Source organism: Moraxella sp. HMSC061H09, assembly GCF_001809255.1.
Lineage (GTDB): Bacteria > Pseudomonadota > Gammaproteobacteria > Pseudomonadales > Moraxellaceae > Moraxella > Moraxella catarrhalis.
In genome coordinates, this window is sequence record NZ_KV796853.1 from 38,803 (window position 1) to 64,320 (window position 25,518).

Here is a 25,518-nt window from a genome sequence, read left to right on the forward strand (position 1 = left end):
TAGCTCTGCATTGTAAATAACAAGTACTTTATCTTTGCGATACATGAAGTCACAACTGCCACAGATTTTTAATTTTAATATGCTTCTAAAGAAGCGTATCATTATGACGATTTAATAATCGTCTGATCATGGTATTGATGTGTCATTAAATGTGCTTGTAATTGAGCGATAAAGTCCATCAAAACAACAACCATAATCAATAAAGATGCCCCACCTAGTGGAATTGGTACATTAAATACAGACTGTATAATCATCGGCATCAAACAGATGATTGTCATATACATTGCACCGATAAAAGTTAGGCGATTTAAAACAAAATCTAAATATCGCTTAGTTTGCTGACCTGGTCGTATTCCTGGAATATAAGCACCACTTCGCTTCAAATTTTCTGCAACCTCTTTAGGATTAAACATTAATGCCGTATAAAAATAACAGAAAAATATAATCATCACACCAAATAACAATAAGTATAAAGGTTGTCCAGGCTGAAGTACTAAAGTGATATTTTGAATAATCTCTTGGGTCAGCGTTGGATTTTCACTAACTGTAGTCCATTGACCTAAGCTGGCTGGAAGTAGCAATAGCGAGCTTGCAAAAATTGCTGGAATTACACCAGCCATATTGATTTTTAAGGGTAAATGTGACTGCTGCTGTGCATAAATTTTACGACCTAATTGCTGTTTTTGAGCATAGTTCACAGGTACACGGCGCTGTGCACGCTCAATAAAAACAATGGCCGCTATCACTGTAATACCCAATACGACAAATAAAAGCATAACAATCAAATTTAAATTTTGACTGAAAGCCTGTGAAATCATGCCTGGCGCACTGGCTATGATACTCGCTAAAATAAGCATAGAAATACCATTGCCCACACCTCGCTCAGTAATTTGCTCACCAAGCCACATTAAAAACATCGATCCTGCGACTAAAGAAGTCACTGCCGGAATATAAAAACTCAAACCAGTTGTCAATGTCAAGCCACCAGCAATCAAACCAGTAGACATACCAACTGCCTGAACAAATGCAAGTGCTAAAGTTCCTTGGCGCGTATATTTATTCAGCGTTCTGCGTCCAGATTCACCTTCTTTTTTTAACGCTTCAAGAGAAGGTATGATGGCAGACATCATCTGCACAACAATCGAAGCAGAAATATAAGGCATAATGCCTAGTGCCATAATAGACATACGCTCTAATGACCCTCCAGAAAACACATTAAACATACCCAAAAAGGTATTGCTATTACTCTGGAAAAAATTAGCTAAGCTAACAGGGTTCATGCCTGGAACTGGAATATGAGAACCAAGTCGATAAACAATCAGCGCCCCAAATAAAAAAAGCATACGCGTCCATAATTCATCATACTTTCTTACGAAAGTAAAAGGATTTAAGGGAATGCTAGAACGAGATACTGACTGCCTTGACATAGATTACTCCTCGACACTACCACCGGCAGCTTCGATTGCTTGTTTTGCACCTTTTGTAACTTTTACACCTTTAAAAGTCAATGCACGGCCCACCTCACCAGATAAAATAATGCGTGCACGCTTCATATCACCACGAATAATATTCGCAGCTTTAAGGGTATCTAAGCTCACAGTATCGCCATCAATCTTATTAAGCTCAGATAGACGAACTTCAGCAGTTGTCATAGCCATCTTCGAAGTAAAACCAAATTTTGGTAAACGACGATAGATAGGCATTTGACCGCCTTCAAAACCCGCAGGAATGCTTGAGCCAGAACGCGAAGTTTGACCCTTAACACCACGACCACCAGTTTTACCTAAGCCTGAGCCAATACCACGACCACGACGGAATGCTTTTTTCTTAGCACCCAATGCTGGTGATAGTTCATTCAGTTTAAGACCCATTACGCTTCCTCCACTTTAACCATGTAATGTACACGATTTACCATACCACGAGTTGATGGAGTATCCTCAACTTCAACAGTATGACCAATGCGACGTAGTCCCAAACCTTTCAAACAAGCTTTATGACTTGCCAAACGATGGGCACTCGACTTTACTTGAGTAACTTTCATTTTTTTCATCGTAACTCACCTATTTCTTAGCCCAAAATTTCTTCGACAGATTTGCCACGCTTTGCGGCAACTTGCTCTGGCGATGTCATGTCACGCAAACCTTTGAAAGTTGCTTGTACAACATTGGCTGCATTGGTAGAACCATAGCATTTTGCCAATACATTCTGTACACCTGCAACTTCGAGTACAGCACGCATTGCACCACCAGCAATAACACCAGTACCTTCAGAGGCTGGTTGCATATAAACTTTTGATGCACCGTGACGAGCATTGATTGGGTGCTGTAGTGTATGACCAGCTAAATCCACCGTAATCATATTACGCTTAGCAGCTTCTAGGGCTTTTTGGATGGCTGCAGGCACTTCACGAGCCTTACCACGACCAAAACCAACACGACCGTTACCATCACCAACAACAGTTAATGCGGTGAAAGAAAAAATTCGACCACCTTTTACAACTTTTGCTACACGGTCAACGGCAACTAATTTTTCTACCAAACCGTCAGTTTGTTCAACTTTTGCCATGATTAGAACTCCAATCCGTTTTCACGAGCAGCGTCAGCTAGTGCTTTAACACGGCCATGATATTTAAAACCACTACGATCAAATGCAACTTTAGTGATACCAGCAGCTTTTGCACGCTCTGCAATAAGAGCACCAACAGCTTTAGCTGCTTCCACATTACCTGTTGCACCTGAACGCAAAGTTGCATCTAAAGTAGATGCTTGAGCAACAACCACACCACCCGTTGGTGAGATGATTTGTGCGTAAATATGACGAGGCGTGCGGGTTACTGTCAAACGGTCAACACCCAAATGACGGATATGTGCACGAGTTTTTTTCGCTCGACGAAGACGAGCTGATTTTTTATCGAACATTATGGCTCACCTTATTTTTTCTTAGCTTCTTTACGAAGAACAACTTCATCGCTATAACGAACACCCTTACCTTTATAAGGCTCTGGTGGGCGGAAGCTACGAATTTTAGCAGCTGCTTGACCAAGCTTTTGCTTATCGCTTGATTTAAGCAAAATTTCAGTTTGGCTTGGGCTTTCAGCCGTAACACCTTCAGGTAGCGTGTATTCGATTGGATGAGAAAAACCTAAACTTAGGTTTACTTTATTACCTGCAACTTGTGCACGATAACCAACACCAATCAGTTGCAGACGACGCTCAAAACCTTCACTAACGCCTTTAACCATATTGTTCAATAGAGCACGCACTGTACCAGTGTGCATCCACGCTTCTTTAGTGTCTACAACTGGAGATAGTACAACAATACCATCTTCTTGTTTTAGCTCGACCAATTCATGCAGGCTCAAAGATAAAGTGCCATTCTTACCTTTGACTTCAACCTGCCGATCGTTCAAAGTAACGTTGGTACCTTCTGGTAGCGTTACTGGGGCTTTAGCCACACGAGACATAGGAATTTCCTTTAAATGAAAACTAAACTACCATCAGATAAATGATAGCCATAAAAAACTAACAGGCATTAAAGCCTGCTAGTTTAACATATCTATACTTAGCTGTAAACTAAATATTCTAGATTTTTATCAGTAATTACATGTAATTAATTATGCAACCAATGCGATGATTTCACCACCAATACCAGCTTCGCGTGCCGCACGATCACTCATAATGCCACGACTGGTTGAGATAATGGCAACGCCAAGACCTTTTTGAACGCTTGGAAGTTCATCTTTACCACGATATTGGCGTAAACCTGGGCGACTATAACGCTTCAATTGCTCAATAACGCCTTTGCCTTGGTAGTATTTTAATTCAATATCTAATACCTTTTTACCATTTTCAGCTTCACTGACTTCAGCAGAAGTCAAATAGCCTTCAGCTACCAATAAATCAGCAATGGATTTGCGTAGTTTAGAAGCAGGCATCTGTACAGATGGTTTATTTCTTGCTTGTGCGTTGCGAATGCGAGTTAGCATGTCGGCAACTGGATCTTGCATACTCATAGCGTAACTCCTTATTACCAGCTAGCTTTACGAACGCCAGGCACATCGCCTTGCATTACATGTAAACGCAACATATTGCGTGAAAGACCAAATTTACGGAAATAACCATGGGGACGACCAGTTACGCCACAACGGTTACGCAAACGCACCGGAGATGCGTTACGTGGTAACGCTTGCAATGCCAACATTGCATCTAAGCGCTCTTCTTCGCTAGCATTGGTATCGCTAATGATAGCTTTTAGCTGAGCACGCTTTTCAGCATACTTAGCAACAGTTTTTTCGCGTTTTAATTCGCGATTAATCATGCTTTTTTTAGCCATAACGTTTTACCTTATCTGAATGGGAAGCCAAATGCTTTTAGCAATGCACGACCTTGATCATCATTTGCTGCGGTTGTCGTGATGGTCACGTCCAATCCACGGATACGATCGATTTTATCAAAGTCTACTTCAGGGAAAACGATCTGCTCTTTGATGCCCAATGAATAGTTACCACGACCATCAAATGCTTTGGCAGAAAAACCACGGAAGTCACGGATACGCGGGATTGCGATGGCAACCAAGCGATCTAAGAATTCATACATTTGCTCGCCACGCAAGGTGACTTTACAGCCGATTGGCCACTCTTCACGGATTTTAAAGCCTGCAACTGATTTGCGTGCTTTGGTTACAACAGGTTTTTGACCAGCGATTGCGGTCATATCTGCCAAAGCACCTTCAAGTAATTTTTTATCTTGTGCTGCACCACCAACACCCATATTTAAAGTGATTTTGGTGATTTTTGGTACTTGCATGACATTTTCTAAACCCAGCTCTTCTTTGATTTGCTGTTTTAGCTTGTCATTATATAACGATTTTAATCTTGCCATTACTATATACCCTTAGTTTTTTATGCAGTCGCCACTACTTCACCAGTTGAACGATAGATACGCTCTTTTTTGCCATCTTCATTCACTTGATAAGCAATACGATCTGCTTTTTGGGTGTTTGCGTTATAAATCGCAACATTTGAAATATGTAAAAAAGCTTCTTGCTTAACGATACCACCTTCCTTGCCTAGCATTTGGTTAGGTTTTTGGTGTTTGGTTACAATGTTAATGCCTTCAACTTTTACACGGTCTGCTTTCACCGCCAAAATTGTGCCTTGCTTGCCTTTATCTTTGCCAGCAATCACAACCACGGTGTCGCCTTTACGTAACTTTGCCATAATAAGCCTCTAAACAATTACAGTACTTCTGGTGCCAATGAAACAATTTTCATGAATTGTTCACTGCGCAGTTCACGAGTAACAGGTCCAAAAATACGCGTTGCAATCGGTGCTTTGTTATTATTCAACAATACTGCTGCATTGTCGTCAAAACGAAGCACTGAACCGTCTGGGCGGCGAACGCCTTTTTTGGTACGCACAACCACTGCATTCATCACATCGCCTTTTTTAACACGGCCACGCGGAATTGCTTCTTTCACTGTTACTTTGATGATGTCGCCAACAGATGCATAACGACGATGTGAGCCACCCAGTACTTTAATGCACTGAACGCGTCTTGCACCACTGTTATCTGCAACTTCCAGCATTGTTTCAGTCTGAATCATCGCATTACTCCAATAATAATAAAGCAATAAAAGTCATTTGCCACTAAAAGTGGATACATATCTAAAAGATATATATTATACTCTCAAATGACTTTTAATGCAAATGTCTTAAATTTTTACAGCAGTTTCAACTACATCCACCAAAGCCCAAGTCTTAGTCTTGGAGAATGGACGAGTTTCTTTGATGCGTACGATATCACCTTCTTGGCAAATATTATTTTCATCATGTGCCTTAATTTTGGTAGAACGACGAACTTGTTTACCATACATTGGGTGACGGATTTGGCGTTCGACCAACACAACGATAGATTTATCCATCTTATTGCTGATAACTTTACCAGTTACAACGCCAACTTCTTGGGTTTGGGTGTTATCGCTCATGCCTCACCTCTTTGTTTTTCATTAATCAAAGTCAAAATCTTAGCAATCGTACGACGATTGTTTTTGATTTCATGAGTATTGGCAAGCTGACCTGTGGCCTTAGCCATACGCAGACGGAACGCATCAAGTTGCTTTTCATCAAGCAATTGAGCCAACTCATCTACTGATTTTTCGCGTAATTCGTTGGTTTTCATTACATTATCGTCCGTTTAACAATGGTAGTCTTAAATGGTAGCTTGGCGGCTGCCAAAGTCAGTGCTTCACGAGCAAGGTCTTCACTAACACCTTGGATTTCATAAAGCATTTTACCTGGTTTGATTTCCGCTACCCAATACTCAACAGGCCCTTTACCTTTACCCATACGAACTTCTAATGGTTTTTCGGTAATTGGTTTATCTGGGAATACACGAATCCAAATTTTACCGCCACGCTTAATGCGACGAGTGATTGTACGACGCGCAGCCTCAATTTGACGCGCAGTCATACGACCACGACCGATAGATTTTAGACCAATTTCACCAAAAGCAACTGTATTACCACGCTGGGCAAGACCTGTGTTACGCCCTTTGTGCATTTTGCGAAACTTGGTACGTTTTGGTTGTAACATAGCTTAACCTCTGTCTGTGTTGCGGCGATTAGAACGACCACGGCGTTTTGGTGCGCGTGTTTTATCTTCAACAACTGGGTTGTAGGCACTATTCATACCGTCTAAAACTTCACTACGGAAAATCCAAACTTTAACACCGATAGTACCGTAAGTAGTTTCTGCACGCACTGATGCATAATCAATATCAGCACGCAATGTGTGTAGCGGCACACGACCTTCACGATACCATTCGGTACGAGCAATCTCAGCGCCACCTAAACGACCAGAAAGCTCAACTTTAATACCTTGAGCACCTGAACGCATACTATTTTGAACAGCACGCTTCATCGCACGGCGAAACATAACACGGCGTTCAAGCTGGCTGGCAATACCTTCGGCAACCAAACGAGCATCCAAATCAGGTTGAGAAATTTCTTGGATATTAACCTGAGCTGGAACACCCATCAGTTTGGTTAGCTCTTTTTGTAGGCTTTCGATATCTTCACCTTTTTTACCAATGATAATACCAGGGCGTGCACTATGAATCGTGATTTTTGCAGCACCAGTTGGACGCTCAATGTAAATATGGCTAACCATTGCACCTTCCAATTTTTTACGCAAAAAATTACGAACTTGGAAGTCATTCAGCAAATACTCTGAATATTGCTTAGGATTGGCATACCAGTTAGCGTTGTGCTTTTTGATAACGCCCAAACGAATACCAATTGGATGTACTTTTTGACCCATGATTATTCCCCTACTTTAACAGTGATGTGACAAGTGCGTTTACTGATACGATCAGCACGACCCTTGGCACGGGGCATGATACGCTTTAAGGTAATACCTTCATCAACATAAATGGTAGTGACACGCAACTTATCAATGTCCAAGCCATTATTGTGTTCAGCATTAGCAATGGCTGAATCTAGGCATTTTTTAACCAGTTTAGCACCTTTTTTGTTGCTAAATGTTAGAATGTCCAAAGCGCGCTCAATTGGCTTACCACGAACTTCGTCCGCAACCAATCTTACTTTCTGTGCCGAAATGGCGGCACCACGTAATTTTGCAGTTACTTCCATGGTAGCACCTTATCTTTTAGATTTCTTATCAACGCCATGACCACGATAAGAACGGGTCGGGGCGAATTCACCGAGTTTATGACCAACCATCTGTTCACTTACAATAACTGGCACATGAGTGCGACCATTATGAACTGAGATGGTTAGACCTACCATTTGAGGTAGAATCATCGAGCGACGTGACCAAGTTTTGATCGGTTTGCGGCTGTTGCTTTCTAGAGCATTTTCAACCTTAGCAAACAAATGCGCATCGATAAATGGACCTTTTTTCAATGAACGAGGCATGAAACTTTTCCTTTATTTCTTGGCACGACGGCGACGGATAATCATACTGTCAGTACGCTTGTTAGAACGAGTCTTAAGACCCTTAGCTTTCTGACCCCATGGGCTGGTTGGGTGTTTACCGAAGTTGCGACCCTCACCACCACCGTGTGGGTGGTCAATTGGGTTCATTGCTGTACCACGAACGGTAGGACGAACACCACGCCAGCGTGCTGCACCTGCTTTACCTAGTGATTTTAGGTTATTTTCAGTGTTAGATACTTCACCAATAACCGCACGGCAATTAGCATGAATACGGCGAGTCTCACCTGAACGCAAACGCACGATGACATAAGCACCATCACGACCCAATAACTGAACCGCTGCACCAGCAGAGCGAGCAATTTGAGCGCCTTTGCCAATTTTAAGTTCAATATTATGAATTACTGTACCGACAGGGATATTTTTCAATGGTAAGCAGTTGCCTGGACGGATAGGAGAACCTTCTCCAGATTGAACCTGATCGCCAACACTTAATTTCTTAGGTGCAATAATGTAACGACGCTCACCATCTGCATACTTCAAAAGAGCAATATGTGCTGTACGGTTAGGATCATATTCAATACGCTCAACAACAGCTGGAATACCATCTTTATTGCGTTTAAAATCAATTAAGCGATAGTGCTGCTTATGACCACCACCGATATGGCGGGTGGTGATACGGCCATTATTGTTACGGCCACCAGTTTTAGCTTTTGATTCAACAAGTGGTGCATAAGGACGACCTTTATAAAGGTGTGGATGCACAACTTTTTCAACAAAGCGGCGACCTGGTGAGGTTGGTTTTGCTTTTACGATAGGCATTTTTTATTCCTTATTCGTTAGTCGCTGTTTCGCCAGTGGCTTCTTCACCAGCACCGATTTGTACGTCTGAACCAGCTTTTAAGGTTACATACGCTTTTTTCACGTCAGAACGCTTACCAACAACACGGCCAAAACGCTTGGTTTTGCCTTTGGTATTAAGTGTGTTTACTTTGACAACTTCAACACCTTCAAACATCAGCTCAACAGCTTGTTTGATTTCGCGCTTGGTTGCAGTGCTATCAACTTTGAAAACTTGCACACCAAGAGTGTCGCCCAGACGCTGAGATTTTTCTGAAAATACAGGTGCTTTTAGTACCTGATATAGTCTTGCGTTGCTCATGCAAGTGTCTCCTCAAATTGTTTGGCTGCTTCAACAGTCATAATCACTTTGTCAAAAGAAACCAAGCTTACTGGATCAACTTCACGAGTACCCAATACATTCACATATGGGATATTGCGTGCAGCCAAGTACAAGTTTTCGTCAACTTCATGAGTTACGATCAATGCGCGTGGGGCATTCAGTTCAGCCAGCTTAGCGATAAGCTCTTTGGTTTTTGGTGCTGATACAGCGATGTCATCAACCAAAACCAAACGCTCTTGACGAACCAATTCCGCCAAAATGCACTGCATTGCACCACGATACATTTTGCGGTTTACTTTTTGAGACCAATCTTGTGGTTTGGCAGCAAATGCACGACCACCACCAACCCAAATAGGGCTACGGATAGAGCCTGCACGAGCACGACCAGTACCTTTTTGACGCCATGGTTTTTTACCACCACCAGAAACTTCGCCACGAGTTTTTTGAGCACGAGTACCTTGACGAGCACCAGCTAGGTAAGCAGTTACGACTTGGTGTACCAAGGCTTCGTTAAACTCACGACCAAAAGTGATCTCTGATAGTTCAACCGCTGCACCTGTAACAGTTTTTAAATTCACGTTAATCCCCTTTACTAGGCTTTGACTGATGGGCGTACGATAACATCGCCACCATTAGCACCTGGAACAGCACCTTTGATGACCAGTACACCTTTTTCGGCGTCAACAGAAACGATTTCCAAGCCTTGAACAGTAACTCGTTTATTACCCATTTGACCTGGCATTTTTTTGCCTTTAAATACACGACCTGGGGTTTGGTTTTGACCTGTAGAACCCAAAACACGGTGAGAAACAGAGTTACCGTGGGTTGCATCTTGAGTGCGGAAGTTATGACGCTTCACACCACCTTGGAAACCTTTACCCTTGCTTTGACCAGTCACATCGACCAACTGACCAACTTCAAAGATATCAGCTAGGATATTACCGCCGATTTCACGACCTTCTAAATCGCTTTCTTCTGCACGGAATTCCCAAACACCACGACCAGCAGCAACGCCAGCTTTTGCGAAGTGTCCTTTTTGAGCAGCAGTCACACGGCTGTCACGACGCTCACCTGTGGTGATTTGGATTGCGTTATAGCCATCGGTGTCTACTGTTTTGATTTGCGAGATGCGGTTGGCATCAACCTCAACCACTGTGACAGGAATAGAAACGCCTGCTTCAGTGAAGACTCGGGTCATGCCGCATTTTTTACCGACTAAACCAATCGCCATTTTAGACCTCTTTATATTAATAGTTTAATAGTTCAAACCAGACTTATGTTCATTAGCCCAAAGCGATCTGAACATCAACACCAGCTGCTAGATCCAGCTTCATCAATGCATCAACAGTCTTATCTGTTGGTTGCACGATGTCAATCATACGCTTATGGGTGCGAATTTCGTACTGGTCACGAGCGTCTTTGTTGACGTGTGGTGATGTCAATACGTTGAACCGCTCAATACGAGTCGGCAACGGTACAGGACCGCAAACTTGTGCGCCTGTACGCTTTGCAGTATCGACAATCTCTTGTGCCGACTGGTCAATCAGACGATGGTCGAACGATTTTAGTCGGATACGGATTCTCTGGTTAGCCATGCCAACAAGCTCCTAATTAAGTGCTTTAAACTTTCATCAATGAATGAAAGTTAAACCGTTAAAATTTACTTTCGAATTATAAAAAGCAAAATAATCTTATCCCTGCCAACCGTATGTCAAAAGCAAGGTAGCAGGGGTGTTTGTTCAATAGTGCCAAAAACGATGCTTTGGCTGTGGCGTTGCTTAGTACTTCCTTTGAGTTGAACAAGGTTCATTGTTGAAGTAAACTTTTCACATTCTTTGCAAAAAGTGCAACGCAGTTCAAATGATTTGTCTATTATACACGAAAAATTTATCAATGCAAGGTATATATGAGACTTTTTGCTAATTTTTCTTAAATTTGACCGATAAATTGGTCTTCAATAACCAAAAATTCATCAAGAACATCAACAGTGAATGTTAATCAAGTGCAATGTTGTACTGCTCGGGCGTGAAAAAGTTTTCAATCTCAAAACGAATGGGTTTGCCAATCAAATATTCTAAGTCTGCCACTGTACCAGCTTCGCTAGATAGCATCATATCAATCACGCTTGAATGAGCGATGACGGTAAATTGTTTAGGCTTATTAAAGGTGCGTCCATAGCGCATGATTTCACGAAATATCTCAAAGCATACCGTTTCTGCAGTCTTAATATAGCCTTTGCCATCACAGACAGGACAAGGCTCACACAGCTGTTGTGGCAGTGATTCTCTGGTACGCTTGCGTGTCATCTCTACCAAACCAAGCTCGCTGACTTGAGTGATATTCGTTTTGGCATAGTCATGGGTGAGCTGCTCTTGTAAGCTTGCTAGTACATCGGCTCTGTGCACCTCTTCGGACATATCGATAAAGTCAAGAATAATGATACCACCAAGGTTTCGCAGACGAATTTGGCGAGCGATGGCATGTGTTGCCTCTAGGTTGGTTTTATAAACCGTATCCTCCAAACAGCGTGCGCCAACATAAGAACCTGTATTGACATCAATGGTTGTCATCGCTTCGGTTTGGTCAATGATTAAATAGCCACCTGATTTAAGCTCAACACGGCGTTTTAGGGCATTTTGCAGATCTTCTTCGACACGATATAAATCAAATAAAGGAGTCTCGCCTGCATAATGCGTCACCATCGGTGCAATGAAAGGTACAAACTCTTGGGCAAAATGTGCTACCTCATGATACATCATCTCATTATCAATCAGCACTTTGGTTGTTTTTTCATTAACCAAATCACGGATACATCGAAGCGGCAGTGATAGCTCTTGGTAAATCAACTCACTGCGTTTATTGGAATGTAACCGTGTCGCTGCTTGGCGTGCGATGATGGTTTGCCAAAGTTGTAATAAATAATAAATGTCCTCTTTAAGCTTAGACTCACTCATCTCCTCAGCGGCAGTGCGTGCAATCAGTCCGCCTTTTAAGTTGGCGTTTTGCATAAGTTGCGTCAGAATTTCTTTTAATCGTGTCCGCTCTTCAGTTTCTTCGATGCGTATCGATACCCCAACATACTCATCATTTGTAGGTAAATACACCAAATAACGAGATGGTAAAGAGATGTTCGTCGTCAGGCGAGCACCTTTTGTACCAAGTTCATCTTTGACGACTTGCACCAAAATTTTATCGCCTTCTCTTAGGCGATATTGAATTAATTCAGCGTTTGGTGACTCAGGTTTTTTGGGTAAAGCAGGTCTTTGGATATCGATGGCTGAGCTATACCCATTTTGCTCAGCACGCTCATCTTGAGAAGCGTTACTTTGATGTGCGATGCGAAGCTGTGTAATCGGTGCTGGTGGTGCTTCGTCTAAGCTGTCGCTACTACGCTTGGGTTTTTGCATATCATTGGCATGTAAAAATGCAGTTCTGGCTTGTCCAATATCCACAAACGCTGCCTGCATACCCGGCAAAACTCGCGCCACAGTACCCAAATAAATATTGCCAACCAAACCCAATTTTTGGTGGCGTTCAATCAAAATTTCACTGGTAACGCCATCGGTCAGCACCGCCATGCGCGACTCCATGGGTGTATAATTAATTAATAATTCTTCTGACATTATTTACTCTTTATTTATAACTTGGTAATCTTTATCTGATACTTATGGTAAGTGATATTTTCTTAATGTGCAAGTTTAATGCCCCTAGATGGGTTTATTGATTTCATAAATCTGATATCAGTCTATGCAATTTAAACATCGTCATATATAAATGCATTGGTCAATACAATCAATGAACAAAATGGGGCTAATTGACTGTTTGTAAAGCCATTTTATCAATCAAAGCCAATGTCTGTGCTAATGGCAATCCAACAACATTGGTATAACTGCCATCAATCGATAGCACCCAAGCCATCGCACCGCCCTGAATGGCGTAAGCAACTGCCTTATCCTGTGGTTCGCCGCTTGCCCAATAAGTTGCCATCATCGCTTGGGTGATTTTAACAAAAGTTACTTTGGTACACTCACAAATGACTGCTTGGTCAACAATTTGACTTGCATCAATCACGCTAATACACACTGCCGTCCAAATCTCATGCGATGTATCTGAAAGCATCTGCCACATACGATATGCATCCGCCTGATCTTTGGGCTTGGTCAGTACCAAATCATCAATCACGCCAATGGTGTCTGCGGTGATCAAAAGGCACTTATCTGGCAAATGGCTGTTCAGGGCTGCTTGCTGTGCCTTGGTCAGCACCATGCGATTAATATAGTCTGTTGGTGCCTCTTTGGCTTGCCAAGACTCATCAATCTCAACTGCGTTTACAACAAATTTCACGCCTGCAGCCAAAAGCAGCTCTTGGCGTCTTGGTGATGTGGATGCCAACACAATCGGCAAAGTTTTTATATCATTCATAATCGGTTTAAGATAGTAGACAACAAACGCATTATCCGCTTTTTGACCAGCTTGGTCAAATGGCTCACTGATAAATATTTATAAGTAAAAACCGCTCAGATTTAAAAGTTTGTTTTGTGCCTGTTTCAAGCTATGGTACAATTAACCATTTTATTAGGCTTTATGTCGTTAACTTTATAAGACAAATCAAATTCAGTTTAGTGCGATTGGCTTTTCGTGGCATGCGATGGCGTGAGATCACAACCAATCCATAAAAGCATGACTTATCTGCTTACTGATCAATTTAAACAAATTTGTATGATTTTTAGGAGCATTCATGACCATCACCACCGAAGACATTTTGGACTGTGCAAATTTATCACGCCTTGCTCTTGATGAAAAAACCGCCCAAAACTATGCAGGCAATTTGGATAAAATCCTAGCCATGATGGACATATTAGATGGCGTAAACACTGATAATATCAAGCCTTTGGCAAATATCCACGAAGCTTGTAATGAGCTGCGTGCTGACATTGCCAATTCTGACATTGGCCGAGACGGTTTTCAAGCGGTTGCCCCTATGGTGCAAGATGGGTTATATTTGGTGCCACAGGTGATTGAATAACAAGGCATGGTCTAAAAAATGGCAGTATGTTTTTAGACCCCATCTGGATTTAACATTTAAATAAAACAAAATTCAACATAAAAAAGGCATTTTATGACAGATTTACACCACCTATCCGTCCATGAATTAGCAGACGGTCTAAAAAACAAACAATTTAGCAGCCATGAACTGGTAGAGCATTTTGCCAATCGCATTAACCGCTTAGATGGTCAAATCAACAGCTTCATCACCAAAGATTTTGACAATGCCCTAGCCCAAGCCGAACTTGCCGATAAACTGCGTGCAAAAGGCGACAACCGTCCACTTTTGGGCGTACCAATGGCTCATAAAGACAACCTATGTACCAAAGGGGTTTTGACCACTGCTGGCTCAAAAATGCTCTACAACTTCATATCGCCTTATGATGCAACGGTCGTTGATAGCATCGCAAACAGTGGCTTTGTGAGTCTTGGTAAACTTAACATGGACGAATTTGCCATGGGTTCGGACAACGAAAGTTCATATTTTGGGGCAGTGCATAACCCTTGGGATGTCCAGCGTGTGCCAGGTGGGTCGTCAGGGGGTTCAGCGGCGGCGGTGGCGGCAGGTTTTGTGCCTGTGGCGACAGGCTCAGATACAGGCGGTTCTATTCGCCAGCCTGCCAGTTTTTGTGGCATCACAGGCATCAAGCCCACTTATGGGCGTGTGTCTCGCTATGGCATGATTGCTTATGCTTCAAGCCTTGACCAAGCGGGCACTTTTGGCAAATCTGCCCTAGACTGTGCCTACCTGCTCGCCCCAATGACAGGGCATGACCCCAAAGACGCCACATCCATCAATCGCCCCAGTGAGGATTATGTGGCGGACATTTTGGCAACAGCCACAGACGGCAAACCTTTGACAGGCAAAAAAATCGGTGTGGCAAAAGCGTATTTTGGAGCAGGGCTTGATGATGAAGTAGAAAAATCCATTCGTGCTGCCCTAGCCACATATGAAGAGCTGGGGGCAAAAATTGTAGAAGTGGACATTACCGACCCTGCCATCACACTTGCCACCTATTATCTGCTCGCCCCCGCTGAGGCCAGCTCAAACCTATCTCGCTATGATGGCGTGCGTTTTGGTTATCGCTGTGAAAATCCCAAAGACTTACACGACTTATACACTCGCAGCCGCTCTGATGGCTTTGGCGAAGAAGTGCAACGCCGTATTATCATGGGTACTTATGCTCTCTCGGCAGGGTATTTTGACGCTTATTATACCAAAGCTCAAAAGGTACGCCGTCTTATCGTGGACGACTTTAAAAAGGCATTTGAAAAATGCGACATCATCGCCAGTCCCACCGCCCCAACGGCTGCTTATAAACTGGGTGAAAGCCTTGACCCTGCCAGTATTTACCTTGGCGATGTCTACACCATTGGTGTGAACTTGGCAGGTCTGCCCGCCCTATCGCACCCTGTGGGACAAGCAAACGGCCTACCTGTGGGATTGCAGCTTATTAGTAAGCATTGGGCGGAAAGCGAGCTGTTAAAAACCGCTCACATTTACCAAAGCCATACCGATTTTCATCAGGCAAAGGCGGATTTGGTGAAGTGATTTTTGGATTGGGGTGAATGATAAACTTATCCCAAACAATAATAAATTTATCCCAAACAATAAAAGGAGATAATGATGCAACGCCGTCATTTTTTACAAAAAACCTTATTGGCACTACCTATTATTTTTTCTGGCAATTTATTAACTGGATGTAAAACGAATTTATCTGATGATTATTTGCCCGATGATAAGATAACAAACAATCCAAATTTATTACAAAATAAATTAAAAGAGATATTGCCAATTTGGGAAAATAAATTTAATGCCAAAATTGGTATGACGATTATTGCTGACAATGGTGAACTATCCAGTCATCGTGGTAATGAATATTTTCCTGTTAATAGTACCATTAAAGCCTTTATTGCAAGTCATATATTATTACTTGTAGATAAAGAAAAATTGGATTTAAACGAAAAAATCATCATTAAAGAAAGCGATTTGATAGAATATTCTCCTGTCTGTAAAAAATACTTTGATGAGAATAAACCAATTTCTATTAGTGAATTGTGCGAAGCTACCATAACACTGAGTGATAATGGTTCTGCTAATATCTTGTTGGATAAAATTGGGGGTTTGACTGCATTCAATCAATTTTTGAAAGAGATTGGGGCGGATATGGTGCTGGCAAATAATGAGCCTTTATTAAATCGCTCACATTATGGTGAAACCAGTGATACCGCAAAACCAATTCCTTACACAAAAAGCCTAAAAGCACTGATTGTAGGCAATATCCTATCCAATCAAAGCAAAGAACAGTTGATAACTTGGCTTATCAATGATAAAGTTGCTGATAATTTATTGAGAAAATATTTACCAAAAAATTGGCGAATTGGCGACAAAACAGGCACAGGTAGTGAATCAAAAAATATCATTGCTGTGATTTGGAATGAAAATAATAAACCTTATTTTATCAGCCTATTTATCACCCAGCCCCATGATGGTAAATCCCTTGATTTTAAAAATCAAAAAGATGAAATAATGGCACAAATTGGTAAAGAAATTTATCCATTTTTATAATCCATTAAATTTTTATAGTGAATAGAAAAATTTATGACCCAACAAGCCCCCCTAATTGACGGCTATGAAGTCGTGATTGGTATTGAGATTCATTGCCAATTAAACACCGACAGCAAAATCTTTTCAAACGCCCCCACCGCCTTTGGGCAAGAGCCAAACACCCAAGCCACCATAGTGGATTTGGGCTTTCCAGGGGCGTTGCCTGTCTTAAATGCAGGCGTGATTGAGCGTGCCTTAAAATTTGGCATGGGTGTCAATGCCAAACTTGGCACTTATAACACTTTTGACCGCAAAAATTACTTTTATCCTGACCTGCCCAAAGGCTATCAAATCACGCAAATGGCAAATCCTATTGTGGGCGAGGGTTATATTGACATTTTGGTCAATGCAGGGCAAAAGGATGAATACACCAAACGCATTGGTATCACACGAGCTCACCTAGAAGAAGACGCTGGTAAATCGGTGCATGATGCTGTACCGCAGATGACGGGTGTGGATTTGAACCGTGCAGGCACCCCGCTCATTGAGATTGTCTCTGAACCTGACATGCGTTCGGTTGATGAGGCGGTTGCTTATGTCAAGACCATTCACGAACTGGTTACATGGCTGGGTATCAGTGATGCCATCATGGCAGAGGGTTCATTTCGGGCAGACATTAATGTGTCGGTACACAAGCCAAACACGCCCTTTGGTACTCGCTGTGAGCTTAAAAACCTAAACTCATTTCGCTTTATTCACCGTGCTATCAAGTCTGAGATTGAACGCCAAATTGATGTCATCGAAGACGGTGGCAAAGTCGTGCAAGCCACACGCCTATATGACCCTGAGCGTGATGAAACTCGTGCCATGCGTACCAAAGAAGAAGCCAACGATTACCGCTACTTTCCAGACCCTGACCTGTTGCCTGTCATCATATCAGATGAGACACTTGCCAAGGTGCGTGCCGATATGCCAGAGCTGCCAAGCGTACGCAAAGAGCGATTTGTGAGTGAATTTGGCTTGACCGCCTATGATGCCAATGTACTAAATGGCAGTCGTGAACTGTCGGATTATTTCTTGCAAGTACTTGATGTCATTGGCAAAAATAACGCCAAAATCGCAGCCAACTGGGTCATGGGCGAGCTGTCAGGCTCACTGAACAAAAATGAGCTGACCATTGACCAATCACCCATCAGTGCCAAGCGTTTGGCAGGGCTGATTGTGCGAATTTTGGATGATACCATCAGCGGTAAAATCGCCAAAGAGGTGTTTGGTCATCTGTGGGAGTCTGACAAAAGTGCTGATGAAATTATCAGCGAGCATGGACTAAAACAAGAGACCGACACAGGGGCAATTGAAGCCATCATCGTCGATGTACTTGCCAATAACCAAACCATGGTGGATGAATACAGAGGCGGAAAAGAAAAAGCCTTTAATGGACTGGTCGGACAAGTGATGAAAGCCAGCCGTGGCAAGGCAAACCCCGCTCAGGTCAATGCGTTATTAAAACAGATGATTGGAGCGTAATTTAAGCTTAATTTCATCGTACTTAAGTTTCGTTTTATGTCACACCAAAGGCGAATAATGATCCTTTGGTGTGGCACTTGTTTTGATAAGCACATCTACAATCGCCATAGGGCATAATTTTTTGATGATTTTACTTTAAGATCAAAAAACTTATAAATTATCTTGCAAATTCCCAAAAATCAGTTAAAATATAAAAGATTACGGAATGTAGCGCAGCTTGGTAGCGCACTTGCATGGGGTGCAAGGGGTCGTAGGTTCAAATCCTATCATTCCGACCAAATATTATTTTAGGGTGTCCATTTCAGTGCGACACCCTTTTTATTTTTAATGCTTTTAGCCTTTTTCTTATCCTAATGGTGTCATTTACTCCCCATTTTTCTAAATCCAATGAAATCATTAGTATCATTTGTTATCTGATTTTATGATATCAACAAGGGGTAAAAAATGCTCACCGATACGCAAATAAAAGAGCCTCAGCCGTCAGCATTCTCATAAAAGCACATGATTAACATTAACCATGTGCTTGTTTTAGATTGGCTCAATGGGGTTTATTTGGCTTGCTCAAGTATATAATTAACCGCCGCATAAACCTCAGATTCTGCTACATCGCCAATCGCTTGGGCTGGCATCTTGTTAAATCCTTTGGCAGAGTGCGCCTGTAATGTTTCCAAACCTTTTTCATCTAGGCGTTTTTGCCATTCAGCTTTGTCAGTGATTTTTGGTGCTTCAAGCAAGCCTGCATCATGACATACTTTACAAGTCTTTTCATAGCGAGCTTTACCCACCTCAATAGATGCAGCTTCCACTGGTGCATGACTTGTAGTAACATCAACTGGCTCAGTCACTTCCGCCACTTCAGGGGCGTCTTGGGTCTCTGCCGTCTCAGGTGTTGCTTGAGTTTCAACACTTGGTTCAGGCTGAGCTGGGGCAGGCTCGCTGGTTGGTGTGCTTGGCTGGGTTTCATTAACAGGTGCAGGCGTGGATGTTGAATTATCGCTACCACATCCTGTCAACCAAAGACCCAAACACAAAGAAAAAATAAGTGGCTGTACTTTTAGTTTTTGGTGTTTCATATTTGCTCCGATACAGTTTGGTTTGCGCTTTGCAGTTAACTTGGTTTGATCATTTAACTTGGTTTGATCACCAAATTTAACTCTGCTTTAGGCTGACTATGAGTGCTGGATGCATCTGTGATAGTTTATTACCATCACATCAATATTTTAACATATTTAATAGTAACAACAAATGATATTTTAAATAAATCATGTGGAATTGTCATGCCAAATCATAAAGCCAAGCAACATCCCATTCACAAGATAACAGCCCATAACCTAATGAAAATAAGAAACCCATAACTATTAGAAAGTCAATCAAAATAAAAATACGGTTAAAAATATGGTTGTGATATAAGGTTGTCCAATTTTTTATTTTAACTATTTTTTATCAATAAAATTTAATTATTGGTAGATAATCATTAAAATTTAATTATCAAATTAAGCCATACCGACCTTTGATAACATTTTAAACCTTAAAAATAAAAACCGCCAAATCCACATTTGACGGCTTTATCCCAAATAACTTGCAACCACGATACTCACGATACTAAGATTTTATACATTCATATTGTGTATATTCGTATGATGGTTATCTGTATCTCATTCATTAACGCTATGTTATCTTAGTCAGATAAGCCAAGCATTTTTACATACCCTGCGGTGCTAAAATCATCAGCTCAACACGGCGATTTTGAGCACGACCTGCTTCGGTTGCATTCGATGCAATCGGTTGTCGCATACCATACCCCACTGTCTGAATACGATATGGATCAACGCCTTGATTAATCAAGTAATAACGCACTGAATCCGCTCGACGCTCAGACAGCTCTTGATTATAAGCCGCTTGACCCGTTGAGTCTGTATGTCCTACAATGACAATCGTTGTTTCATGATACTGATTCATCGTATTAGCCAGCTGGTTTAAACGACCCAAAAATGCACTGTTTAAAGTATCATCATCATGAGCAAAAGTAATATTACCTGGCATAGTTAGATTAATATTACCCGTGTCGGTATCGTGGGTTACAGTCACGCCCGTTCCTTGCATTTGTTGCTCAATCTGCTTTGCTTGACGCTCCATATACGCCCCTGCTGCTGCACCAACTGCCGCCCCCAAAATGGCATCACGACCTGTTTTTTCGCCACCAGTTGCTTTTGAAATGGCAGTACCGCCAAGTGCACCTGCCACAGCCCCAATCACCGCCTTATTGACATTAGCACCACCAAATCCTGTGCCATTGCCAGTTGTGCCTGTATTTGCACAACCTGCCAAAGCCATACTTGATGCCAACAGCACAACACCCAATGCTTTAATTTTCATAAAAACTCCTTTTGCTTTTTGGCTAACCAAATGTGAAATTATTATAAATTCTAAGATTAGAAAATATTTCTGCATCTAAATACAAAATGTAAGTTGATTACTTACTTATATTATGAAATATTATGAGCAAAATTTCTTACTTATTTGTATAATAACTGTAGCACAGATGTGCACTTTTTATTATTTTTAATCAAAAATGCATAGTCAACGATAGATTACCTTTGTTAATTTTATGCATTTTTCAGCAGTTTTTGGTAAACTGTTCTTAATCATGAAGCTTTTTTCAAATTTAATCAACTCTTATTAACTTTTATCGATACTGTCAAATGATATGCATCACTGTATGTAGGTAACTCATGATAAACTCTCGCAAAATGCTGCCCTTATTTAAAAAACTGCACACCAAGCAACCGAAACTTGCCCAGAAACTTTCACTACTCACCAACGCAAGTGCCATTACCGCCAATAGTTTGGCATTGGGTGTACCTGTCATTGGGGCGGGCTTGGCTAAGACACTCACTCGCTCAAAATTAGCCGATCAAACCATCATCACAGCTGCCAATCGCTGGATTCATACCAATAATTTGTTGATTGATAAGGTCTTACCTCATAAAGATTGGCGTATTTTTTTACCCAAAAATTTAAATCCCAATGGCAAATATCTGCTAATTTGTAATCACCAATCTTGGGTAGATACCAGCATCATTCAGTATATCAGCGAAGGTCGGCTGCCCATCACCCGATTCTTTGCCAAGCATGAACTGATTTATATCCCAGTTGTTGGTCAAGCCTTTTATTTTTTAGATTTTCCCATGATGAAACGCCATACCAAAGCACAAATTGCCAAAAACCCTCAATTGGCTCGCCGTGATTTGGATGAAGCATTACGAGCTTGCCAATCTTTGAGAAATAAGCCTTTTGTCTTACTCAATTATTTAGAAGGAACACGCTTTACTGCTGAGAAACACACCAAGCAATCCTCTCCGTATAAGCATCTGTTAAGACCTAAGGCGGGTGGTTTTGCACTGGCTTTATCCAGCCTTGGTGATGAGATTGATGGTATTTTGGATATGACTTTGGTTTATCCAGACGGCGCACCGAAATACAGCGACCTTTGGTCAGGTAAACTGACACGGCTATCGGTAGATATTGAATTTATCAGCCCAAATGATGAGTTATTAACAGCACTTAAACATGGTGAATACGATACCAATCAAACCATCAAACATGCACTTTATGCTTGGCTTGATGAAATTTGGCAAGCCAAAGATAAAAAAATAAGTCAAAGACTGGCGGAATTTCATCAGTCTTAATTAAACCATAAACAAAAGTCCACCACAAGATATGGTTAAAATATATTTTAACAAAGGTGGGCTTTTTTAATACTTCATTAAAAAAGCCTGTTGTGCTTGTTTTGGTTGGTTTTTGGTTTTGGTTTGGATAAAATACATGCATCACCTCTTTATTGACCCATGCAATTGATTAGGTAAAACCATGAAAGCGCCCCCAAATAATGCCAAAGATTTTGAAGAATTTGGCACGCCACAACAAGCGGACTTGCCAAACGATGCCATTCCGTTTTATGGCACTCAAAAATACAGCGACCACCCACCTAGCCGCCTTAAGCTTGGCTATGATATTGTCATGTTGATATTATTATTCATCGATTTGATTTTAATGATCATTGACAATATTTTAATGAGTGGTTTTGCACTCAGTATTGCCAATTGGTTGACGATATCACAGGCTGTAACAACCTATCAAACCGATCATCACTTGCATATCTCTGCACTTGGCGGATTTTTTACATTATTTTGGATAATGGATTTATTAGCACGCTGGAGTTTGGCGATTTATCAAAAAACTTATTACCGCTGGTTTTTCTTTCCATTTGTGCATTGGTATGAGGTTTTGGGCGTATTTCCTGCGTTGCGTGCGTTACGACTTTTGCGAGCTGCAGTCATTACCAAAAGATTACACCGATTGGGTATTCAGGTTATTCCCAAACGCTGGGTAGATTCTGCCAAATTTTATTATCATCTTTTACTTGAGGGGCTGTCTGATCGGGTAATTTTGACAGCAATTGATAATTTTCGTGCCCAAATCGCTCGTGATGGTGCTGGGGGTGCTAAAGTCATTCACCAGACCATTGAGCGTAATCGTACCCAAATTGAGCTTGCCTTACTCACCTTATTGCGTAACGAGTTGACGCCCAAATTACAATCCGCTCTTTTGGCAAATCACGGTGAAAAACTTGCCATTGATATTGGGCAAGCCGTAGAAAAAGCACTCACCAACACCCCTGAATTACACAAATATCTAAAACTCATCCCCATTGCAGATGGTATGATAGAATCACAAATTCACACCATTGGCAATCAAATCGGGCAAAATGTCACCACTGCTGTCAATCGTCATTTGTTTGACGATATAACACTAGATACTCTATGTCATCGATTGCCCATGGTGTTGCCCAAATTGATGCCTCTCGTCCTGAGATTCAGATACTCATTGCCGAGATTATTGAAGCGGTGCTAAATTATTTTGAAGAACAAGTTAAAACTCAACAATATCACCATAAAAAACAACTGCCCATTTGAAACTGGCGTACTTTTTTCATTTTTTAAAAAGTGCTACAATGGCAAATTAAGCCAATCCTTTCAATTCAGGCATTATTTTTATAAGGCATCATTCTTATGACCCAAGCCGTCACTTTATTTGGTAAAATGCTAACTTTCAGTCGCCTAAAAGTCCATACCGATGACTTAACCGAGATTCGAAAGGATTTGATGCAAGTACTCAGCAACAATCCCATTGCCAGTGGCTTGCCGATTGTGATTGATAGCACGGTAAATCTTGAGCTGGATGCACTCATTGATATGCTTTGGCTGATGGATGTGCAGCCCATCGGTGTGGTGAGCGGTCCTTTAGATAATCAAGCACGAGATCTACGCTTGGCAATCTTTCCTGCTGATGGTAAACGCATTGAACGATTGCCAAATACCGAAGACAAATCAAATCCCAATCAAAGCGGTACAGTGCCTGCACCCAACTATGACACTGACAAACCCATCTCAGCTGCTGCTGTAAGTACTCAGCAAGGTTCCACGCTATCAACCGCTCAAGATAATCATCGCTCATTAGTGAGCGGCATTCATACACATATGTTGCGTTCAGGTCAAAGCCTACAACACTTAGGGGGTGATTTGACAGTCATTGGTGGCGTCAATGATGGTGCAGAAGCCATTACGGATAACAGTTTGCACATTTATGGGCGTGGTTTGGGGCGACTTGTTGCAGGTGCAACGGGTGATAAAGAAGCACGCATTTTTTGCCAAAAATTTAATCCATCTTTGGTGTCAGTTGCAGGTACTTATTGCTTGCGTGATGCCATCCCAAGCGAGATGATTGATCAGGCAGTACAAGTTACTTATGATGAAGCACAAGGATTGGTATTCACCCTACTAAACCAGCTATAAGCACCAATTTTTTGGATAATTTTATCCAAATAATTACTCATGAATTGATGAAAATTCCTAAATATGCTATGCTAATAATATGTTAAATTTGGGTAAATTTGTGCGTTGATTGTATCATCGCTGTTTGCTTTATCTTATTTTAAGGAGTGCCATTGTGGCAAAAATCGTTGTAGTAACTTCAGGTAAGGGCGGTGTCGGCAAAACCACCACCAGTGCATCATTTGGTGCAGGGCTTGCTAAGCGTGGCTTTAAAACAGTCATCATTGACTTTGATGTCGGTTTGCGTAATTTAGATCTAATTATGGGTTGTGAAAATCGCATCGTCTATGACTTTGTAGATGTGATCAGTGGTAATGCCAAGCTTGCTCAAGCCTTAGTCAAAGACAAACAATTTGAAAATCTATACATTTTGCCTGCATCGCAAACGCGAGACAAAGACGCTCTGACCGATGAAGGCGTGGCTAAAGTCATGAAAGAGCTGGCAGATGATATGAAATTTGATTTTATCATTTGTGACAGCCCTGCGGGTATTGAGCGTGGTGCACAGCTTGCGATGTATCATGCTGATGAAGCACTCATCGTTACCAATCCTGAAGTTTCATCGGTACGAGACTCTGATCGTATCATTGGTATCCTACAAAGCCGTACCAAAAAAGTAGAAGATGGTGGTAGTGTGCGTGAGCATTTGGTTATCACTCGCTACAATCCACAGCGTGCAGCCGAAGGTGAGATGATGGATTATCATACCATCGCCGATGAAATTTTACGCGTGCCTCTGATTGGTATCATTCCAGAAAGTAATGCCGTCTTAGAAGCTTCAAACCAAGGGCAACCAGTCATTCACTTTACAGATTCCGCTGCTGGTCAATGCTATGAAGACATTGTTTCTCGTTTTTTGGGTGAAGATGTGCCACTGCGCCACCTAGAAGTGAAGAAAAAAGGCTTCTTTGAACGCTTATTTGGAGGCTAGTCATGAAAAAAGGATTTTGGAGTTCGTTGTTCGGCAATCAATGCGGTCCAAACAGTGCCGATATTGCCAAAGACCGCCTAAAAGTTATCGTTGCCAGCCACGACCGACTCAATACTCGCTTGACTGCTGATCGCATTGAGCAGATGAAGCGTGAAATCTTAGCCGTGGTCAATAAGTATGTTAACGGTGTTAATATTGACGACCTTAACATTAATCATCGTCATGAAGATAACTTGGATATGCTTGAGATGAACATCAGTTTACCTGATCGCAAGTAGCAAATAGATTGATTGAATAAAAACGCAAAGTCTTATGCTCTGCGTTTTTATCTTGATAAGGCTTAAATGATTAAATCTTATTTATTAGCCAACAACTAAAATAAAAAACCCTAGAATAATCTAGGGTTTAATCTTTATTGCAGATGCAGTCGAGCAGT

General features: G+C 41.6%; 35 protein-coding genes and 1 tRNA gene. 10 read left to right on the forward strand and 26 right to left on the reverse strand.

The features are described from left to right. Nucleotides 1-101 precede the first annotated feature (101 nt). From secY to HMPREF2573_RS05975, 24 genes are all read right to left on the reverse strand, one after another. Nucleotides 102-1,427, reverse strand: coding sequence for a preprotein translocase subunit SecY (gene secY, locus HMPREF2573_RS05860; RefSeq protein WP_036334861.1), 1,326 nt, complete (start codon nucleotides 1,425-1,427; stop codon nucleotides 102-104). Between the two features lie 3 nt (nucleotides 1,428-1,430). Continuing rightward, nucleotides 1,431-1,871, reverse strand: a complete 441-nt coding sequence (gene rplO, locus HMPREF2573_RS05865; protein ID WP_003658622.1) for a 50S ribosomal protein L15 — start codon at nucleotides 1,869-1,871, stop codon at nucleotides 1,431-1,433. Then, on the reverse strand, nucleotides 1,871-2,050 hold the full coding sequence (rpmD, locus tag HMPREF2573_RS05870; protein ID WP_003656968.1) for a 50S ribosomal protein L30: 180 nt from the start codon (nucleotides 2,048-2,050) through the stop codon (nucleotides 1,871-1,873). The genes rplO and rpmD overlap by 1 nt, the downstream gene beginning before the upstream one ends. A 17-nt stretch (nucleotides 2,051-2,067) precedes the next feature. Further along, on the reverse strand, nucleotides 2,068-2,565 hold the full coding sequence (gene rpsE / locus HMPREF2573_RS05875) for a 30S ribosomal protein S5 (RefSeq protein WP_003656969.1): 498 nt from the start codon (nucleotides 2,563-2,565) through the stop codon (nucleotides 2,068-2,070). Between the two features lie 2 nt (nucleotides 2,566-2,567). Next, nucleotides 2,568-2,918 (reverse strand): 50S ribosomal protein L18, encoded by a 351-nt coding sequence (gene rplR / locus HMPREF2573_RS05880; RefSeq protein ID WP_003656970.1) that lies wholly within the window; start codon nucleotides 2,916-2,918, stop codon nucleotides 2,568-2,570. Between the two features lie 11 nt (nucleotides 2,919-2,929). Next, entirely contained in the window at nucleotides 2,930-3,463 is a 534-nt protein-coding gene (gene rplF, locus HMPREF2573_RS05885; RefSeq protein ID WP_003656971.1) for a 50S ribosomal protein L6, read from the reverse strand. A gap of 150 nt (nucleotides 3,464-3,613) precedes the next feature. Then, nucleotides 3,614-4,012: a 30S ribosomal protein S8 gene (gene rpsH / locus HMPREF2573_RS05890; protein WP_003656972.1), complete on the reverse strand. Its 399-nt coding sequence runs from the start codon at nucleotides 4,010-4,012 to the stop codon at nucleotides 3,614-3,616. Between the two features lie 14 nt (nucleotides 4,013-4,026). Next, entirely contained in the window at nucleotides 4,027-4,332 is a 306-nt protein-coding gene (rpsN, locus tag HMPREF2573_RS05895) for a 30S ribosomal protein S14 (RefSeq protein WP_003656973.1), read from the reverse strand. Between the two features lie 11 nt (nucleotides 4,333-4,343). Then, nucleotides 4,344-4,880: a 50S ribosomal protein L5 gene (rplE, locus tag HMPREF2573_RS05900; protein WP_003656974.1), complete on the reverse strand. Its 537-nt coding sequence runs from the start codon at nucleotides 4,878-4,880 to the stop codon at nucleotides 4,344-4,346. Nucleotides 4,881-4,900: 20 nt separating this feature from the next. Next, nucleotides 4,901-5,218, reverse strand: a complete 318-nt coding sequence (gene rplX / locus HMPREF2573_RS05905) for a 50S ribosomal protein L24 (protein WP_003658625.1) — start codon at nucleotides 5,216-5,218, stop codon at nucleotides 4,901-4,903. Between the two features lie 17 nt (nucleotides 5,219-5,235). Further along, nucleotides 5,236-5,604, reverse strand: coding sequence for a 50S ribosomal protein L14 (rplN, locus tag HMPREF2573_RS05910; RefSeq protein ID WP_003656976.1), 369 nt, complete (start codon nucleotides 5,602-5,604; stop codon nucleotides 5,236-5,238). Nucleotides 5,605-5,712: 108 nt separating this feature from the next. After that, nucleotides 5,713-5,985, reverse strand: a complete 273-nt coding sequence (gene rpsQ / locus HMPREF2573_RS05915) for a 30S ribosomal protein S17 (protein WP_003656978.1) — start codon at nucleotides 5,983-5,985, stop codon at nucleotides 5,713-5,715. Then, nucleotides 5,982-6,179, reverse strand: coding sequence for a 50S ribosomal protein L29 (rpmC, locus tag HMPREF2573_RS05920; protein ID WP_003656979.1), 198 nt, complete (start codon nucleotides 6,177-6,179; stop codon nucleotides 5,982-5,984). The genes rpsQ and rpmC overlap by 4 nt, the downstream gene beginning before the upstream one ends. Beyond that, nucleotides 6,179-6,592, reverse strand: a complete 414-nt coding sequence (gene rplP, locus HMPREF2573_RS05925) for a 50S ribosomal protein L16 (protein WP_003656980.1) — start codon at nucleotides 6,590-6,592, stop codon at nucleotides 6,179-6,181. The genes rpmC and rplP overlap by 1 nt, the downstream gene beginning before the upstream one ends. A 3-nt stretch (nucleotides 6,593-6,595) precedes the next feature. Then, nucleotides 6,596-7,318 (reverse strand): 30S ribosomal protein S3, encoded by a 723-nt coding sequence (gene rpsC / locus HMPREF2573_RS05930; protein ID WP_003656981.1) that lies wholly within the window; start codon nucleotides 7,316-7,318, stop codon nucleotides 6,596-6,598. Between the two features lie 2 nt (nucleotides 7,319-7,320). Beyond that, on the reverse strand, nucleotides 7,321-7,650 hold the full coding sequence (gene rplV, locus HMPREF2573_RS05935) for a 50S ribosomal protein L22 (RefSeq protein ID WP_003656983.1): 330 nt from the start codon (nucleotides 7,648-7,650) through the stop codon (nucleotides 7,321-7,323). A 9-nt stretch (nucleotides 7,651-7,659) separates the two neighbouring features. Then, entirely contained in the window at nucleotides 7,660-7,935 is a 276-nt protein-coding gene (gene rpsS / locus HMPREF2573_RS05940) for a 30S ribosomal protein S19 (protein ID WP_003656984.1), read from the reverse strand. A 12-nt stretch (nucleotides 7,936-7,947) separates the two neighbouring features. Beyond that, a complete protein-coding gene (gene rplB, locus HMPREF2573_RS05945; RefSeq protein ID WP_003656985.1) occupies nucleotides 7,948-8,775 on the reverse strand; it encodes a 50S ribosomal protein L2 in 828 nt (275 codons plus the stop codon). A gap of 10 nt (nucleotides 8,776-8,785) precedes the next feature. Beyond that, nucleotides 8,786-9,115: a 50S ribosomal protein L23 gene (rplW, locus tag HMPREF2573_RS05950; RefSeq protein WP_003656987.1), complete on the reverse strand. Its 330-nt coding sequence runs from the start codon at nucleotides 9,113-9,115 to the stop codon at nucleotides 8,786-8,788. After that, on the reverse strand, nucleotides 9,112-9,714 hold the full coding sequence (rplD, locus tag HMPREF2573_RS05955; protein ID WP_003656988.1) for a 50S ribosomal protein L4: 603 nt from the start codon (nucleotides 9,712-9,714) through the stop codon (nucleotides 9,112-9,114). Before rplD ends, rplW begins: the two co-directional genes overlap by 4 nt. Before the next feature lie 14 nt (nucleotides 9,715-9,728). Continuing rightward, the gene (gene rplC / locus HMPREF2573_RS05960) at nucleotides 9,729-10,367 is read right to left on the reverse strand and encodes a 50S ribosomal protein L3 (protein ID WP_003656990.1); all 639 of its coding nucleotides are present in this window, start codon (nucleotides 10,365-10,367) and stop codon (nucleotides 9,729-9,731) included. Nucleotides 10,368-10,419: 52 nt separating this feature from the next. Then, a complete protein-coding gene (gene rpsJ, locus HMPREF2573_RS05965; RefSeq protein WP_003656991.1) occupies nucleotides 10,420-10,731 on the reverse strand; it encodes a 30S ribosomal protein S10 in 312 nt (103 codons plus the stop codon). 399 nt (nucleotides 10,732-11,130) lie between these two features. Further along, nucleotides 11,131-12,759 (reverse strand): Rne/Rng family ribonuclease, encoded by a 1,629-nt coding sequence (locus HMPREF2573_RS05970; protein ID WP_003658629.1) that lies wholly within the window; start codon nucleotides 12,757-12,759, stop codon nucleotides 11,131-11,133. Nucleotides 12,760-12,946: 187 nt separating this feature from the next. Further along, the gene (locus HMPREF2573_RS05975) at nucleotides 12,947-13,558 is read right to left on the reverse strand and encodes a Maf family protein (RefSeq protein WP_003656996.1); all 612 of its coding nucleotides are present in this window, start codon (nucleotides 13,556-13,558) and stop codon (nucleotides 12,947-12,949) included. A 316-nt stretch (nucleotides 13,559-13,874) separates the two neighbouring features. On the opposite strand from HMPREF2573_RS05975, the gene gatC reads away from it, so the two are divergent. From gatC to HMPREF2573_RS06000, 5 genes are all read left to right on the forward strand, one after another. Beyond that, complete coding sequence (gene gatC / locus HMPREF2573_RS05980) at nucleotides 13,875-14,162, forward strand: Asp-tRNA(Asn)/Glu-tRNA(Gln) amidotransferase subunit GatC (protein ID WP_003658632.1); 288 nt, start codon at nucleotides 13,875-13,877, stop codon at nucleotides 14,160-14,162. 93 nt (nucleotides 14,163-14,255) lie between these two features. Next, entirely contained in the window at nucleotides 14,256-15,734 is a 1,479-nt protein-coding gene (gene gatA / locus HMPREF2573_RS05985) for an Asp-tRNA(Asn)/Glu-tRNA(Gln) amidotransferase subunit GatA (protein ID WP_070472891.1), read from the forward strand. Nucleotides 15,735-15,809: 75 nt separating this feature from the next. Continuing rightward, nucleotides 15,810-16,751, forward strand: coding sequence for a class A beta-lactamase BRO-1 (locus HMPREF2573_RS05990; RefSeq protein ID WP_003657002.1), 942 nt, complete (start codon nucleotides 15,810-15,812; stop codon nucleotides 16,749-16,751). Nucleotides 16,752-16,784: 33 nt separating this feature from the next. Continuing rightward, nucleotides 16,785-18,257, forward strand: coding sequence for an Asp-tRNA(Asn)/Glu-tRNA(Gln) amidotransferase subunit GatB (gatB, locus tag HMPREF2573_RS05995; protein ID WP_070472894.1), 1,473 nt, complete (start codon nucleotides 16,785-16,787; stop codon nucleotides 18,255-18,257). 201 nt (nucleotides 18,258-18,458) lie between these two features. Further along, nucleotides 18,459-18,535, forward strand: a tRNA-Pro gene (locus tag HMPREF2573_RS06000). Between the two features lie 270 nt (nucleotides 18,536-18,805). Here HMPREF2573_RS06000 and HMPREF2573_RS06005 read toward each other — a convergent pair. Together HMPREF2573_RS06005 and HMPREF2573_RS06010 are read right to left on the reverse strand one after the other, a co-directional pair. Then, nucleotides 18,806-19,330, reverse strand: coding sequence for a c-type cytochrome (locus HMPREF2573_RS06005; protein WP_003663156.1), 525 nt, complete (start codon nucleotides 19,328-19,330; stop codon nucleotides 18,806-18,808). A gap of 628 nt (nucleotides 19,331-19,958) precedes the next feature. Beyond that, nucleotides 19,959-20,633 carry a YiaD family glycine zipper/OmpA-like lipoprotein gene (locus tag HMPREF2573_RS06010; RefSeq protein ID WP_003658639.1) on the reverse strand — a complete coding sequence of 225 codons (675 nt, stop codon included), beginning with the start codon at nucleotides 20,631-20,633 and terminating at the stop codon, nucleotides 19,959-19,961. Nucleotides 20,634-20,989: 356 nt separating this feature from the next. Here HMPREF2573_RS06010 and HMPREF2573_RS06015 point away from each other — a divergent pair, with 356 nt between their 5' ends. From HMPREF2573_RS06015 to minE, 5 genes are all read left to right on the forward strand, one after another. Further along, a complete protein-coding gene (locus HMPREF2573_RS06015; protein WP_070472898.1) occupies nucleotides 20,990-21,946 on the forward strand; it encodes an acyltransferase in 957 nt (318 codons plus the stop codon). A gap of 181 nt (nucleotides 21,947-22,127) precedes the next feature. Continuing rightward, nucleotides 22,128-23,171, forward strand: a complete 1,044-nt coding sequence (locus tag HMPREF2573_RS06020) for a hypothetical protein (protein ID WP_003657010.1) — start codon at nucleotides 22,128-22,130, stop codon at nucleotides 23,169-23,171. A gap of 158 nt (nucleotides 23,172-23,329) precedes the next feature. After that, nucleotides 23,330-24,112 carry a septum site-determining protein MinC gene (minC, locus tag HMPREF2573_RS06025; protein WP_003657011.1) on the forward strand — a complete coding sequence of 261 codons (783 nt, stop codon included), beginning with the start codon at nucleotides 23,330-23,332 and terminating at the stop codon, nucleotides 24,110-24,112. Nucleotides 24,113-24,266: 154 nt separating this feature from the next. Then, a complete protein-coding gene (gene minD, locus HMPREF2573_RS06030) occupies nucleotides 24,267-25,082 on the forward strand; it encodes a septum site-determining protein MinD (RefSeq protein WP_003657013.1) in 816 nt (271 codons plus the stop codon). A 2-nt stretch (nucleotides 25,083-25,084) separates the two neighbouring features. After that, complete coding sequence (gene minE, locus HMPREF2573_RS06035; RefSeq protein WP_003657015.1) at nucleotides 25,085-25,360, forward strand: cell division topological specificity factor MinE; 276 nt, start codon at nucleotides 25,085-25,087, stop codon at nucleotides 25,358-25,360. Nucleotides 25,361-25,518 lie beyond the last annotated feature (158 nt).